At 51.0% G+C, this 16,008-nt stretch carries 9 protein-coding genes; 4 read left to right on the top strand and 5 right to left on the bottom strand.

What is annotated here, in order from left to right; all coding sequences use genetic code 11:
- Nucleotides 1–213: 213 nt before the first annotated feature.
- The gene (gene fxsT, locus K3T83_RS27780) at nucleotides 214–3,195 is read right to left on the bottom strand and encodes an FxSxx-COOH system tetratricopeptide repeat protein (protein WP_220206168.1); all 2,982 of its coding nucleotides are present in this window, start codon (nucleotides 3,193–3,195) and stop codon (nucleotides 214–216) included.
- A 336-nt stretch (nucleotides 3,196–3,531) separates the two neighbouring features.
- On the opposite strand from fxsT, the gene K3T83_RS27775 reads away from it, so the two are divergent.
- On the top strand, nucleotides 3,532–3,981 hold the full coding sequence (locus K3T83_RS27775; protein ID WP_220206167.1) for a toll/interleukin-1 receptor domain-containing protein: 450 nt from the start codon (nucleotides 3,532–3,534) through the stop codon (nucleotides 3,979–3,981).
- A gap of 15 nt (nucleotides 3,982–3,996) precedes the next feature.
- On the opposite strand, the gene K3T83_RS27770 is transcribed toward K3T83_RS27775, so the two are convergent.
- Nucleotides 3,997–6,762 carry a helix-turn-helix domain-containing protein gene (locus K3T83_RS27770; RefSeq protein ID WP_220206166.1) on the bottom strand — a complete coding sequence of 922 codons (2,766 nt, stop codon included), beginning with the start codon at nucleotides 6,760–6,762 and terminating at the stop codon, nucleotides 3,997–3,999.
- Nucleotides 6,763–7,022: 260 nt separating this feature from the next.
- On the opposite strand from K3T83_RS27770, the gene K3T83_RS27765 reads away from it, so the two are divergent.
- Entirely contained in the window at nucleotides 7,023–7,658 is a 636-nt protein-coding gene (locus K3T83_RS27765; RefSeq protein ID WP_220206165.1) for a sigma-70 family RNA polymerase sigma factor, read from the top strand.
- Here the strand turns inward: K3T83_RS27765 and recQ are convergent.
- A complete protein-coding gene (gene recQ / locus K3T83_RS27760) occupies nucleotides 7,653–9,869 on the bottom strand; it encodes a DNA helicase RecQ (protein WP_236065007.1) in 2,217 nt (738 codons plus the stop codon). The two genes, K3T83_RS27765 and recQ, sit on opposite strands and share 6 nt — an antisense overlap.
- 176 nt (nucleotides 9,870–10,045) lie before the next feature.
- Between recQ and K3T83_RS27755 the strand changes: the two genes are divergently transcribed.
- Nucleotides 10,046–10,690, top strand: coding sequence for a DUF1684 domain-containing protein (locus K3T83_RS27755; protein ID WP_220206164.1), 645 nt, complete (start codon nucleotides 10,046–10,048; stop codon nucleotides 10,688–10,690).
- Between the two features lie 117 nt (nucleotides 10,691–10,807).
- Nucleotides 10,808–12,445: a serine/threonine protein kinase gene (locus K3T83_RS27750; RefSeq protein WP_220206163.1), complete on the top strand. Its 1,638-nt coding sequence runs from the start codon at nucleotides 10,808–10,810 to the stop codon at nucleotides 12,443–12,445.
- A 111-nt stretch (nucleotides 12,446–12,556) separates the two neighbouring features.
- Here K3T83_RS27750 and K3T83_RS27745 read toward each other — a convergent pair whose 3' ends face one another.
- Both K3T83_RS27745 and glpK read right to left on the bottom strand, forming a co-directional pair.
- Nucleotides 12,557–14,248, bottom strand: coding sequence for a glycerol-3-phosphate dehydrogenase/oxidase (locus K3T83_RS27745; protein ID WP_220206162.1), 1,692 nt, complete (start codon nucleotides 14,246–14,248; stop codon nucleotides 12,557–12,559).
- Between the two features lie 157 nt (nucleotides 14,249–14,405).
- The gene (gene glpK / locus K3T83_RS27740) at nucleotides 14,406–15,911 is read right to left on the bottom strand and encodes a glycerol kinase GlpK (RefSeq protein ID WP_220206161.1); all 1,506 of its coding nucleotides are present in this window, start codon (nucleotides 15,909–15,911) and stop codon (nucleotides 14,406–14,408) included.
- Nucleotides 15,912–16,008 lie beyond the last annotated feature (97 nt).

Here is a 16,008-nt window from a genome sequence, read left to right as displayed (position 1 = left end):
CAATAGATTCTGTTCCATCCATTGGATTCAGAGACTGTTACATATACTTTCTACGGAGAATCAACAAGACGAAGAGCAAGTAAGTTCTGGAGATCAAAATCAAGGCAATAGTGGTGCATCCTCGACAAAAAAGTCGGGAAATGTCAAAAAGGATAAAACAAAAGGAGGTCGATGAAAGCGCTTCACATCTGTAAAGGTGTGCTTGACTATGTTTTACTCATCCCTATCCAACATCCGTAAAGCCTGAGTATGTTTTCTCTTGAGGGAGCGGGCCGCACGTTGCAGTGATACCGCTTCCTCCGTCCTATTTAAGCGACTCAAAAGCTGAGCATAGTGCTCCATTATAAAGACGCGATCAAGGTCTCTCTGACCAGAAGTTTGCTGATAGACATGCAAAGCCTGCTGAAATAGCTGTTCAGCCTCTTCATAACGCCTCTGCCGCACAAATCCTTCCGCTAGCAGTCCCTGACACTCGGCGGTATCGAGATGCTCAAGGCCCAACGCCCTAGTGCGAATAGCGAGTGCTCGCTCCAGGAATGAGATAGCGTCGGCATTTCGTTCCTGTAAAAGATAGACGCGTCCCAGCCCATTGAACACCCTTGCCATCTCCGGGTGTTCACTCCCCAACATCCGTTCATTGATAGCAAGAGCTTTTCGCCAGTACATCTCTGATTGTTGATAGTTTCTCTGAAGGCGTGCCAGAGAAGCAAGACAGGTATAAACCAAGGCAACCTCTGGGTGCTCAGCGGAAAACGTTTTTCTGTAGATATCCAGCGCTCGTTGATAATACTCTTCGGCTTTACGGTATTTCTTCTGAAGCGCAAAAATGCCTGCAAGGTTGCTCAGGCTCTGCCCGGTCCGAGCGTCATGCTCTCCACAGCTTTGTTCCCGAATCGCTAATGCACGTTGATACATATTTTTGGCCTGCCAGTAATTCCCCTGCTCCTCATACACTATTGCTAGATTGTTATAGGTGATTGCCAGATCTGGATGATTCTCCACCAGCGCATTTTCTTCAATGGCCAAGATACGCAAATAAAATTCTTCAGCTTCTTTATACTTTCCCTGATCATCATACAGCACGGCTAGATTGTTAAGCGTGACGGCAACATCAAGAGGATTAACATCTACCGCAGTTTCATAAATGGAAAGAACACGCTGATAACAGATTTCAGCATCTTGATATTTCCCCAGTTCGCTATACACTAATCCTAAACTATTGAAGGCATGAGCTATATCTGGATGATCAACGCCCTGCTCTCGCTCTCGTATCTCAATGACCCGCTGAATGATCCCTTCCGCCACCGCATACTTACCTTGCTCGTTATAGACCAATCCCAACATATTAAGGGTCTCTGCAATCTGTAGCTGGTTGCTCTCCATGTTCTGCTCATAGAGTTGTAATACATAGGTGAGATAGCGTTCGGCCCCGCTGTACATTGCTTGCTGGTAACAATAATTGCCCAGATGCCACAACAGTTCGGCAGCCTCATCCTGAGTAAAGTGAAACTGCTCGATCAGCTCCGCACATTTCTGCGCCTGATGCAAATATGTCTTACAGATCGGCCAATTACTAAACTCTGCTGCGGGAAAAACGGAGTTGACCAGCCGCACGGCTTGATATGCCCATTGCAGCCTTAATTCTTCCGAAAGTTGCTCTATCACAACTTCCTGCACGATCTGATGAATACTCAACGTCGTCGAACTGCTACAACGATGCACCAGCGAATAGTCAAAGAGCGCTGAAAAGGGATCATGCCAGTCAGCAACACCTGTAGCAAACTTTTGCAAAGCCCCCTCAAAGACGCCAGCCCTCTGTTCAAACATTTCCCCTGGAATCGAGTCTGGATGCAGAAAAGCGAAGAGCCGCAACAGTTCAATGGCATCAGGGCACCTTTGCGCCACCTCAGCAAATGCCAGCGAAAGCGTAACCATGATCGACTCTGGATGATTCTCGGAGAACTTCCCTCGCTGGTTCAGCAGGTTCGCCCTCTCTCGCTCATATACCGTGAGATATCCGGCCAGATCACAGAGCGGGGTCTCCTCGATATACGCGCCCGCCTGATCGAGTACCAGCGGTAATCCCCCCAACCTCTCCGCAACAGACTTGGCAATGGCATAGTCATCTCTGGATGCTGCATCGAGCTGAGCCTGCTCCTCAATGATCCCCGTGCGACGTAACAGGAATAATGCTCCTTGTTGCCTATCCATTGGCTTGACATGAAAAACATGGGCAAACGTTCCAGTGCTCTGGTAATGCACAGTAAGAAGGGCATGCCCTCCTTGATTGGGAACAAGCTGGTCGATCAAACTAAAATCGTCCAGGCTATCTAAAATAAGCAGCCAGCGCTCTTGAAAACGCAACCAATGCTTGATCGCTTTCATCTGCTTTTGCTCATCTATCGGCTCTTCTACCACCAAAGAGAGCTGATCAACAAGCACACGCAACGCTGCTTTGATATCGCGCGAGGATGCATTGAGCCACAGAATAGCCTGATACTTCTGCTTAGAACGACGGGCATATTCAACAGCGAGCTGGGTCTTGCCAACGCCTCCCAAACCACTCAATGCCTGAATGCGCGTCTCCTGAAAAGGTTGGGAAGGCGCAAAGAAATAGGTGTGTAACGCATTCAGCTCGTCATCTCGACCAGTAAAAAACCGATTTTGTCTGTATGGAACCGTATACAGGGGCAACTTTTCAGGATTGATACGCGCACGCGTACCCACATGCGTTCTAACTTCCTCGATCGCCTTCCAGATTCCATTGACCACATCCACCATGGCAGCATCGATCCTGGGCCACTCACTGATAGGCTTGCCGCTAAGTGGAAGGGAGCGATACGGTGCCAATGGCGATCCCGCCAGTTCAAAGGGACGTAACTTCACCGGAATCAAACGAACCATATCTGCCTTGCTCAGCTCTAGCGCATGTTTTAGCTCTATCTCGTAGCAACATGCTGATGCAAAAAATTCAGCACTTACCATCAATACAATAATGTCTGCTTTATTAATATAGTTTTCTATATATGACATCAGCGTTTCTCCTGCTCCACTTCCACTATCATACACGTCTTCGATAACACCTTGCCGCTTCCAGGCCTGCAAATGAGAACAAAGCTTATCAAATAGCTTTTTGTCCCTTCGATCGGATAGTACATATGAACAAAAAATGCAAATAGCATGTGGAAAAGCCATACTCAACCTGCCTGATCTCTGTTCAGCTTAACACCCAAAAAGCCTCATACTCTAAGCTATCATACATGGATAAGCCATTATGCCTTCAACATCCATGTATCCCATCAACCAATAAGTGCTATGCGGTATCTTCCCCTCTATAAAACATATTACTACAAATCTTCCTGCTTTTCATCATTATATTCCCTTAAACAATCTATGCATCTATTAGAAGAGACGCAAAGAGGTCAGAAAATTAAAAAATGGTATGAGCATTACAGTACCAGTTGACAGGAGAATAACGTTTCTATATACTGACACTGTGCAGCGAGGAAATACATTCAAGGAGTTGTTATCATGGCACAAACAGTGCGCGACCAGGTCTTCATCAGCTACAGCCGCAAAGATAAGGTCTGGCTGGATAGACTGTATGACATGCTTGCTCCTCTTCTACGAGCAGGGCAGATTAAAATATGGGATGATACCCATATCGTCCCGGGAACAAGGTGGTATGAAGAAATTACCGATGCTATCAGCTCTGCGAAAGTTGCTGTTCTCCTCGTCTCCGCAAATTTTCTTGCCTCAGATTTTATCGCAAAACATGAGCTTACACCTATTCTGGAAGCAGCCAAGAAAGAACATGTCACTATTCTTTGGATCGCAGTCGGTCATTGTTTATATCAATACACCGAACTTAAAGACTATCAGGCGGTAAATAACCCCGCAAAGCCTCTTGGCAGCCTTTCTAGCTCAATGCGGAACAAAGAACTGACCCGTATCTGCAAGGAAATCATCAAGCATATATAATGAATAACCATCACATCAATCATAAGCAATACAGTTTACTCTCTTCATTACCTCTTCAAGCGATGCCCCTCGCCCTGCATCTCTGGCTTGCGCATATCTCGCCTCCGCTGCGAGAATCTGCACTTTTTCTTCTGCCCACTTATAGTCAGTATATTGCGCCAGATAAAGACTCTTGCGCGCTTTCGACCCGATCTCACCCTCCATATATCCAAAGAGATAGACTGCCTGCTCCATGTGTTCCTGAAGCAGCAAGCAATGAACCAGACCAATCAGACATCTTGCTCTGTTTCTCCTATCGCCTGACACGCTGCACTGCATCAACACACCTCGATATAAATCAATGGCCTCTGTTACAGCGCCGTTCTTGCGTTGCACATCGCCCCGAATATTCTGGGCGGTCATGATCGCAGCTCTATCTTTCTGCTGGTATAGCGACTCCAGGTTCTCTTCTATCAGTCGGGCCGCCTGAACCACATCCCCCTGTGCAAGGGCACAATCGGCAACCCTCAACGCTCTGCGGGTAATCGTCGATACATCGCCCAGGTCACGCGCCATCGTGATCCGCTGCTCAAAGCGCTGTTTCGCCTGCTCATAGTTTGCTTCAAAGAAGGCAATATCGCCTAAAGCGTCGAGCGCCAGGGCAATTAATGGTCTGGTGCCCAGTTGTTGCGCCAGATCATAGCTTTCCTGCGCCATCTCCTCTGCTTGCCGCATGTTTCCTTCAGCAATCTCCAGGTCAACCAGCGTGGTGAGAAAACGAGCAATGCTCTCACTATCATTTAATTGCCGCGCCAGCACAAGGCTCTCCGCCAGCACAGCACGCGCTTCATCAACCTTCCCCTCCTGACGATAGATAAAACGCCCCATGCTTTCCAGTGCATTGGCCAGCACCCAACCATTCCCGCATTGTCGGGCAATCTGCACACTCTCTCGAAACAGTTGAGCCGCCGCCGCAATCTCATTTTGTCGAGAGAGCACGTGCGCCAATCCGCTCAACGCACCCGCCAGATTCTCCTGGTCGCCGCTCTCTCGCGATTCCCTGGCACTCTCCTCCTGTAAAGCGCGAGCTGCTGCCAGATCTCTCAAACGATAGGCGAGGTGCCCGGCGCGGCGTAACACCCGCGCGCGTATTGCTTGCGGCTCTGGCTGCCGTGGCAGGGCCAGAGCCGCCTTCAACCAGCGCTGCTCCTCGCTCCAATAGCCACGCAACCCACAATATTTGCCAAACGCTTCACAGAAACGCAAAGCCAGTCCCACGTCTTTGATCTCGATCAACCAGTTCAACACTGCACGCAAATCGTCGAGTTCTTGCTCCAATCGCTGCAACCACATAGCCTGCTGCGGTCCCTTTAATTGCGGCGCAGCTTGCTCAACTTCAGCTAGAAAGTAGAGGGCATATGTTCGCTTGCTTTCTTCCAGCTCATGACAGGTCTGTAAACAGTCCAGCCCGAACTCTCTAATCGTATCAAGCATAAAAAAGCGGGGTGCTTCGCTCTCTGGTTCTCTTTGTTGCAGTAAGCTTTTATTCAAGAGAGAGAGCACCCCCTCCAGAATGTCCCCACCCTTCCATTGCTCACCAGCACCGAAAAATGCCTCGATGGTTTCCAATGTAGCACCGCTGACAAAGATAGAGAGGTGCCTAAAAAGCCACTGCTCGTGAACATTGAGCAGATCATAGCTCCACTTAATGGTCTGATAGAGCGTCCGATGACGCTCATCTGTTAGATAAAGATCGCTCTTCAACAGGCGCAAACGTTGCGAAAAGCGGATCAGGAGTGCTTGCGGTGAAAGCATCTTCATACGCGCCGCAAGTTCAATAGCCAGTGGGAGACCATCCAGACGCACGCAAAGTTCGGCAATCGCCGCCGCATTGTTGTGCGTTATCTTGAAGTTTCCCTGCCGAGCCTGTACACACTGCACAAATAGAGCAATTGAAGCATAGCTCATCAACGCTGCTGGCTCCGGCAACTGCTGTACATCTGGCGTCTCCAGTGGCGCAATACTGTACTCACGCTCTGCCGAGAGATGCAGCGCCTCACGGCTTGTCACTAGCATCTTCACACGTGAGCAGGCACGCAACAGATCTTCAAGCAGCGGAGCAGCTGCCACCACATGCTCGAAATTATCAATATAAAGCAACACATGCTTTTCCCGCAAAACTGCTTTGATCTGCGCACCGGGTTGCAGTTTACTATCCCCCTGAATACCGAGCGCATCGGCAATAGCAGGCAGAACCAGCTCTGCATCACGTAGTGCCGCCAGTGAGACAAAGCAGACACCATCCGCAAAGTGCTCCCTCATCTTGAACGCTATCTGCGTTGCCAGGCTCGTCTTACCGATCCCTCCAGTTCCTAGTAGAGTCAGCAAGTATATATCTGGACGTATGAGTAGTCCGTATATCTCGGTCAGTTCATGTTCACGCCCAACAAATGAGGTGAATCTGGGGGGAGGTTGCGCAAATCCAGAGCTACCTTGAGATGCAGGGACCTGCTCGCTCTCTTCAACAGGAGAGGGCGCAATTTCATTTTCATGAGATTGGAGCAGATTCAGTTCTTCCAGGCTTTTGTCAAAAAGACGACTGAGTGCTTGACGATAATGAGGGCTGGGGATAGAGTGACCCCTCTCCCATCGGCCAACCGTATGAGAGTCGGGCAGGCCGATCTTATCGGCAACATCCTTATGCGTCCAGCCACGTTTTTCCCGTTCATTCCGTAACTGGAGATTAGGAACTGGCTGTTTTCTGGTTATGTTGTTTGCACCCATGCTTTGATCGGAGAACATATTGCGCACTATTATTGCTGGTGATCAGTATAATCGATTTTTCACCATCTTACCAGACTTACAGGCGTAGATTTTGCCCCCTACTTGCCCCCTCCCTGCCCCCTATTCACCATAGGCTAATACGTCTCCATCGCTTACTCTTTGAATGTGTTGAAGAATTCTTCACACATCTATACATATTAGAACGAGTTGCTGAAGTCATATTCAAGCGCCCGTGATGGATATATCGGTCATCTTACGATCAAAAAAGGAACGGCGGTATGAGTAATTATCAAAAAATCGGTGAAAAGACCCCACAGGCAGAAGCAACATACGAAATGGTTTTAGCATGTAGCGATGATTATATCAAGTCCCAGGTGAAGAGATACCTGAGCAGATATCCTTCTTTTGCTCCTCAGGAGGTGCAATATCTCGAAACCGATGAGATTATACAGCGTGTCCGTATCAAGTTCTGGCATATACTCGAAAGAGACTCCATTCGCTGCCCACAAGCATACGTGAGAAGCATCATTTATAGCGAAATCATCGATATGTTGCGGCGCAAAAGAGCTATACAGCCACTTCCCACCGGAGAAAGTGAGGAATATCATGGGGAATTTGGGAGCATAGCCGACCCGGAAGATGAGGTATTACAGCAGATGGAGGGCGAGTCGCTGCTCAACGAAGTCATCGAACGAGTACTGGAGCTGCCGCCACGCCAGAAACAGGCAATGATCTGTCAGTTACAGGATCAGGTGGACGACCTGGTAGAGCTGGTCGATGCCTTTAAACAGCATCGCTGCGATATCGAGCAGATCCAATGGCCTGCGGACAAGGCAGAGAAGCAATTACTCCGGGCCTCACTTTCGGCAGCACGACGCAATCTTGCCAAAAATATCGGCAAGGACATATCATAGTTCATGTTGCTTGCGGTGCAGCAGCGCTCGAACAAGACGAATTTCTTCGTAGGAATAGTCGTCGCCAAGCCATTCCTTCACCGGCTTCAGTGCCACGCCGCCGACCTGTTGCAGCGCATTGGCAATCATTTCGTAACGGTCAACGTGGATCAATTCTTCCACATCAATCGTCTGGCCCGTCTCGATGAGTTCGGCCAGATGATTGATGATCGTACTCACCTTCAAATTGCGCTCCCTGGCAATCTCCTCGACGCTTTTCCCCGCGTTGTACATCTCTAATGTCACCAGACGAGTCGATGGCCCCGCGCTCGTCGCCGCAGCGTTTCCCCTTTTTACTTCTTTCCGCGTCTCGCCTGACTCCACTTCCAGGGTCAGCTCATGCAGTTCACAATACTCGCGGATCGCATGAGTAAAAGGGGTGAAAAAAGCTTCTTGCTTGCGACTCCCCACGCCCGGGATGCGAGCGAACTGTGCGGCACTTTGCGGACGCTGCTGGGCCATAGCGCGCAAACTATTATCAGGAAAGACTACATAGGGAGGAACACCCATCTCGTCGGCAAGCTGTTTACGCAAACCACGCAGATGGTGAAACAATCCCGCCGACGCCAGATCAAGCTCGGAGAGGGGTGACGCTGCTGGCTCAATTTCAGTTGCCTTTTGCCGACGCCCCGGCATGGCTGGCACCTCCACATTGCGCATCCTTTTCAAGATTTCAACGGAGCGCCGATTCAAACGCAATACGGGATAGCCGTCGCTCGTCTCATTCATTAAGCCCTGTTGCAAGAGCGCCTGGGCCAGATATCGCCACTCATCAACGCTCAGATCCTTACCGATGCCATAGGTGGTCAACTGCTGATGCCCCAGATCACGGATCTTCTGCGTGTTAGCTCCCCGCAAGATATCGATGATATAACGCATGCCGAAGCGCTGTTGCGTCCGCGAGACACACGATAAGAACTTTTGCGCATCAATCGTTCTATCTTCCATCTCAGCGTGTGGGCGCAAACAATTATCACAATTGCCACAATGCTCATCGGGCAAGGTCTCGCCGAAATACGCCAGCAGCGCGCGACGGCGGCACTCGATACTATCGCCGTACGCAATCACCTGTTGCAGTTGTTGGCGCGCCAGAAAATATGCCTGCTCATCCTCCTTCTGGGCCAGAATAAACTCGTACTTAACGCGATCTCCGCGCTGAAAAAAGAGGATGCAGCGCGCTGGCAATCCATCGCGTCCGGCCCGACCCGATTCCTGATAATATCCCTCCAGGCTTTTTGGCAGATCATAATGGATGACGGCCCGTACATCTGGCTTCGCAACCCCCATACCAAAGGCTATTGTGGCCACCAGCACAGGCACTTCATCGCGAATAAAGCTGTTTTGATTTTGCGCCCGTTGCTCGCTGGTGAGTCCCGCATGATACGGGAGCGCAGTGATGCCATCACGCCTGAGCGCAGTACTGATATCCTCAACGCTCTTACGGCTCTGGCAATAGATGATCACCGAATCGTCGCGCAGTTCTCGCAATAGACCCACGAGATCGCGATAGGCTTGCTGGTTCTTCTGACGCACCTCATAGAGGAGATTGGGACGATTAAAGCTGGCAACGTGGATGGATGGATCGTGCAGGGTGAGCTGTGTGAGGATATCATCGCGCACCCGTTCGGTCGCGGTGGCAGTGAGCGCTATCACGGGAACCTGGGGATAGCGCTGTCGTACACGGCCAAGCTGCCGATACTCAGGACGAAAATCATGTCCCCACTCACTCACACAATGGGCCTCATCAACCGCCAGCAGCGAGAGGCCCACACGGTCTCGTACCTCATCAAGCAGTTGCAAAAAGCTCTGCGTCAGCAACCGCTCAGGAGCAACATACACGAGTTTGAGCTTGCCGGTGAGAAGACCCCGTTCCCGCTGCTCCCGCTCTTCCTGGCTCAGCGTGCTATTGATAAACGTCGCGGCAATGCCATTAGCACTCAACCGATCGACCTGATCCTGCATAAGCGCGATCAGTGGCGAGATAATGATGGTAACGCCAGGCATCAACAGGCCCGAAAACTGATAGATCAGCGATTTTCCAGCTCCCGTTGGCATCAAGACAAATGCGTCACGTCCCGCAAGAATCTGCTCGATCACCTCACGCTGGCCCGAAAGAAAGGCATCATAGCCAAAATACTGCTTGAGCTGCTGCTCGATTTTATCCAAATGCAAAGAGCCTCCTCACGACATACTATGCAGATAGTAGCAGATTAGCCGGGGTTGTTCAATCGCCCATAGGAATTGTTGTACAATACTAGCGATTTTCTTGATAGAAACATCTTTATATTAGCTCATGGATAAGGCATATGTAGAGATGCACCTTTATAAAGAAGGGAATTAAAAGAGCAATGTCTCATTATTTAGACTTATATGACTATCGGTGTCGTGTAGCAACCTCGTATCATAAGCGCAATCAGGCTTTGCTGGCCAGTGAAGATCCTGCCCTCACCCTCCAACGCTTCCGTAAAGAGCGCGACAACCTCTTTGCATCTCATCCCCAATCCGCCCTCGACGAAGAGCAGAAGCGCGAATTTCAAGGGTTGCGCTATTTTCCCTATAATCCAGCGCTGCGCTTTACTGTCACAGTGAATACAAATGTGGCATCTGAGAGCCAGCATATGACTTTAAGTGAGCAGGAATCTCTGAACATGACGACTGTTGGACAGGTCTCCTTGATTGTTGATGGGCAACCCGTCACTCTTTCTCTTTACTGGCTTGATATCTACGGCGGTGGATTGTTCCTCCCGTTTCGTGACGCCACATGCCCACAAGAAAGCTATGGCGGTGGGCGTTACCTTTTTGATACTATCAAAGGCAGCACACCCGTACCTATCCCGAACGAAACTGGATGGAAACGCATGATACTTGATTTTAACTACGCCTACAATCCCTCCTGCGCCTATAATCCACGCTGGATCTGCCCTCTAGCACCTGCTGAAAATACGCTCACCGTCGCTATTGCTGCTGGAGAAATGAAGTTCTTTAACGTTTGACGGCGTGCGTTTTCACAGCAGCACATTACCATTTGTCGCACCTGGAGCTTCAAAAATAGGCTCAACGGCCTTCGTATGGTATAGTTAAAACCATATTTCTATTTGAGGGATTATTTTATGCCATTTGATGGAATGCAACTCGGCAATTATCGCTTACTTCGCTTGATAGGTCGAGGTGGAATGGGGGAAGTCTATGTCGCAGAGGATATCAGAACTCCGCGTCAACTTGCAGTCAAAATAGCGCAGATTGATCCTCAACCATTTCTTAGCCATGCGGCAACGGTGGGTGAGGTGTCGCGCCTCTTTCACCGCGAAATGCAAGTCATTATCTCTCTGGACCATCCAAATATTTTGCCACTGATCGATTTTGGCGAAACAGTCTATGAACAACACAGCGCACTCTTATATATCGTTATGCCCTATCGCCCCGAAGGTTCTTTTGCCAACTGGCTGGTGCGCCAGCAACTGACCACTCCATTGACACTCAACGATGCAACAGGCTTTCTGCTACAAGCCGCCGATGCGCTGCAACACGCCCACGACCATCACATCGTGCATCAGGATGTCAAGCTTGCCAATTTTCTTGTGCGCGAGCATCACAATCGCCGCCCCGACCTTTTACTCACGGATTTTGGTATTGCTCGCGTCATCTCCTCAAACTCAACACACAGTCACCAGTTTCGTGGCACGCCAAACGCGATGCCCCCTGAACAGTGGGAAGGCGAACCTGTGCCTGCAAGCGATCAGTACGCTCTGGCGGTGATGGCCTATCAATTACTGACCGGTCGCCTCCCGTTTGTTGGCAGCCTGGAACAGGTGATGCGTCAGCATTTCACAAAACAACCCGATCCACCCAGCCACATCAATCCTCAGCTTCCTGCGGGCGTCGATGACGTTATTCTGCAAGCACTTGCCAAATCGCCAGAACAACGGTATCCCTCCATCATGGAGTTTGTAGGGGCGTTGCAACAGTTCTCCTCTTCTCCCTATGGTCCACTCAGTTTTCAGACCACACCAACCTTCTCAACGGAGGGGTCTCTGCCAACACAAAAATCCGTACCGACGCCGGTGCTGCCACCACCAGTAATCTCTTACTCGCAACCAGCGATGACCCCGCAGATGGTTTCGTCTCTCCCCGAACTCGTGTCGCCTCAACAGACGACGATCGGCCCCTCCACTGGCGTTCCGCTGCCGTCAAATCGTAGCCAACCAATCTCAAAGCTCCGCATCAGTACACCTGTACTCGCCTTGCTTGCGCTACTCCTGATCGTCCCTGCCGGGATCATCACAACCACACAGGTACACCAGGCACAGGTAAGATCGGAGCAAGCAACTGCTGAAGCTGTGCGACAAACAACACTGGTCCACCAGCAAGCAACCCGTTCAGCAGCAACTGCCCAGGTTGCTTATGCCGCTGCAACGGCAACTGCCCAGGCAAATGCGGCCTGTTACAATCAAAGTGTGTCTTTAGGACCGTATGCACTTTCTCCTAATATCTATCTCTTGCCCTCGCACGCTCCCTGGCTCTCCACATCCTCCATCTGCCACGGCGTCAATGTCAAATTCAGCCAGCTCACCGCTCCTATCCAGATGCAGATCTGTTTTATCAATACACAGAATTGCAATACCTGGACAGATATCACAACGACAAATCAGTGGTATCAACTGACTGCAAATGTTCCTGCGAAGATGTCTTATCGCTTTGGCATCAAAAACGCGCAACAGGCCACCATACAATTCACCCTCGCAGGCTGATGGCACCTGGCGGGAAACCTCGTTCCCCTCAACAAATCTATTCACTTCAAGGTGCTCAAAACAGGCAGACGGAGAAATGCTTCCCTCTATCTGCCTGTTCGCCCTGCACGCTCACATCTGTTGAGGAGAGGGACTCACCATCCCTTCTTCAAGAACGCCCGGCTGCTCCGGCCTCTTCTCTGCCGCCATCTGTCGCTGCACTTCATAGAGATAGTCATTCGTCAATGCTTCCTGCTGAGTTAATGACCAGCCAAGTTCCTGCGCCATCACTGCCGCCACCTCACTGACCACACCACACCCGCGCTGCCGATCCTCCAGTATAATTGATGTACGTCTCGACAGGACATCTTCTGGCGTCATCGCCATCTCGTGGCGACAGGCATACACAACCTCAGCCTTCACATAGGGCAAATCAGCGATCAGCGGATCTGCAAGCGCGGCGTCCTGCTCGATCAAATCAAACACGGTATGGGCCACCGAGCCATAGCTACGGCTCATATGTTGTATCATCTCTGGCGTTAGTCCCAGCGCGATACCGCGTCGCGCAACCTCCTCCTGCGCTTTTCCCCAGTCTGCACTTCCTTGTAACGGGAGCGACTGCGTCGGATGAACGGGTTTTGTGTTATCTCGACGGCTCAGCACATCTACCGTATCCTGCGCCATGCGCCGATAGGTGGTCAGTTTGCCGCCAACAATCGAAACAATCCCCGACGAACTCTGCAAAACTGCATGAGTACGCGATAATTTCGCAGTGGATGCATTCGTATTGCGCGGCTTCACCAGCGGACGATAGCCAGCATAAGCGCTAACGATATCTCGCTCCGTTAGATGCAGGTTCAGATAGCGATTCAAGTATTTCAACAGATAGGCAATCTCTTCATGAGTCACGGCTGGATGCTCCAGATCGCCGGAACCAGTATCGGTCGTGCCATAGATTGCCCGCGATCCCCAGGGAACAATAAACAGAATACGCTTATCTTCCGTTTCTGGTAACACAATCGCAGCATCGCCCAATTTCAGATCTTCGCGCGATAATACCAGATGGACGCCTTTGCTTGGCTCGATCTGAATCTGCGGCTCGGTCCCGGTCAGTTCCTCGACCTGCTCGGCATAGATACCCGTCGCGTTGACCACGTGACGCGCACGAACCACCGCTTCCTGACTGCTGAACTTGTCGCGCACAGTAACGCCAATCACCTTGCCCTTTTCCTCAAGAAAAGAAACAGCTTCGGTATAGTTTGTAATGGTTGCTCCGTATTGGGCTGCGGTGCGGATCAGGGCAAGCGTCAGACGAGCATCGTTCGTCTGAGCATCGTAATAGGTAAAGCCCTCTTTCAAGCCGTCCGTTACCAGCGCGGGTGCAAGCTTCATCACCTTATCGCGGCTGATATGGCGATGCCAGCGAATATTGCGTCGCCCGGCCAACATATCGTAGAGAGACAGACCAATATTGAGAAGTTGACTGAGACCGACCCCACCCGGCGTTGTAAACGGCATGCCAACTGGATGTCGGTCTCCTTTATAGATAGGCAGCACAAACTCCACAGGTCGCACCAGATAGGGAGCGTTCTGGAGCAGCAGTCCACGCTCTACCAGCGCTTCATGCACCAGGGCAAAATCAAACTCGGGGAGGTAGCGAATGCCGCCATGCACCAGTTTGGTTGATTTGCTGCTGGTGCCGCTGGCGAAATCCTTTTTCTCGATGAGCGCCACTTTATATCCTCGCGCCACTGCATCCAGTGCGACACCGGCTCCCGTCACGCCCCCACCAATCACAAGCACGTCAAAATGGTTGTTCTGCAAATCGGAGAAATTGCTTGTCCGAACAGTTGATGATAAAGATCGCATCGTCTTTACAAACCATGCGGTAGGAGGTCTCATCGCCCCCACCACATGTTCGTCCTTTCTAAGCTAAAAGAAAACCGTGCTACTAGCTGCCTACAGGCTCTCGTACCGTCGTCTATGCTTGTTCCCAGCGCAGTGAACGCTCGACGGCACGCTTCCAATTCGCGTACAACTTGTTGCGCTGATCTTCTCCCATCTGCGGCTCAAATGTGCGATCAATCGCCCACTGTTCCGCGACCTCTTGTTGGCTGCTCCAGAAACCTGTAGCTAATCCAGCAAGATAGGCGGCACCAAGCGCGGTCGTCTCCGCCACTTTCGGCCTCTGGACTGGCACACCGAGAATGTCGGCCTGGAATTGCATCAGCAGGTTATTGACCGATGCCCCTCCATCAACACGCAGCGCTTTGAGGTCAACCTTGCTATCTGCAATCATGGCTTCCAGTACATCGCGCGTTTGATAACACATCGACTCCAATGTTGCGCGTGCCACATGCCCAACTGTTGAGCCGCGCGTCAGTCCGACAATCGCGCCACGCGCGTAAGGGTCCCAATAGGGAGCGCCCAATCCTACAAAGGCGGGCACGAAGTAGACGCCGCCGTTGTCTTTCTCCGTCGCCGCCACCGCTTCGACATCAACGCTCGTCTGAATCGCCTTGAGGCCATCGCGCAACCATTGCACAGCGGCTCCGGTTACAAAAATGCTGCCCTCCAGTGCATAAGTTATCTGTGGGTGAGCCGGATCTCCCAACCCCCAGGCAATAGTAGTCAACAAGCCATTTTGCGATGGCACGCTCTGCGCACCTGTGTTCATCAGCATGAAGCTGCCGGTCCCATACGTGTTTTTTGCCATGCCAACTTCATAGCAGGCCTGTCCAAACGTCGCTGCTTGCTGATCGCCCGCAATACCAGCCAGTTTGATTGGTCCACCAAAGAACTCGGCGTCCGCTTCTCCGTAAACTGTGCTCGATGGCATCACTGTTGGCAGCATAGAACGAGGCACGCCAAGCTCCTTGAGGAGCACATCATCCCATTCGCGCGTGTAGATGTTAAAGAGTAGTGTACGAGATGCATTGGTGTAATCCGTAACATGGATACGGCCATTAGAAAGTCGCCACAACAAGAAGGTATCGACGGTACCAAATAATAATTCGCCACGCTCCGCCTTCTCGCGCGCCCCCGGAACGTTGTCAAGAATCCACTTGACCTTTGTTCCCGAAAAATAGGCGTCCGTCACCAGTCCTGTCCGCTCGCGGATGTCTTTGTCAAAGCCTTTGACGATCAGCTCCTCACAAATAGGCGCGGTTAAGCGGCTCTGCCAGACGATGGCGTTGAAGACCGGCTTCCCGGTTGCCTTCTCCCAGACAAGCGCCGTTTCGCGCTGATTGGTAATGCCGATCGCGGCGATATCGGCGGCGGTAGCGCCTGCCTGTTTGATCACCTGTTGCGCCACTGCAAGCTGACTGGACCAGATGGCTTCTGGATCATGCTCAACCAGCCCTGGCGCGGGATAAATCTGGGGAAACTCCTGCTGAGTGACTCTCACAATTGATCCATTGCGACCAAAGAGAATTGCTCTTGAACTGGTTGTGCCTTGATCCAAAGCGAGGACATACTTAGCCATAGCTCACACCCTTTCTCTGGACGCGCCCGCGTCCTCCTAAAACACCAACGTAATGATTGGACTCAAGCGACAATGCCCAAATTCTCTATAGCAGAGT

Source organism: Reticulibacter mediterranei, from assembly GCF_016587455.1.
The sequence above is the reverse complement of the archived record's forward strand: the minus strand, read 5'-3'. Positions and strand labels throughout refer to the sequence as shown.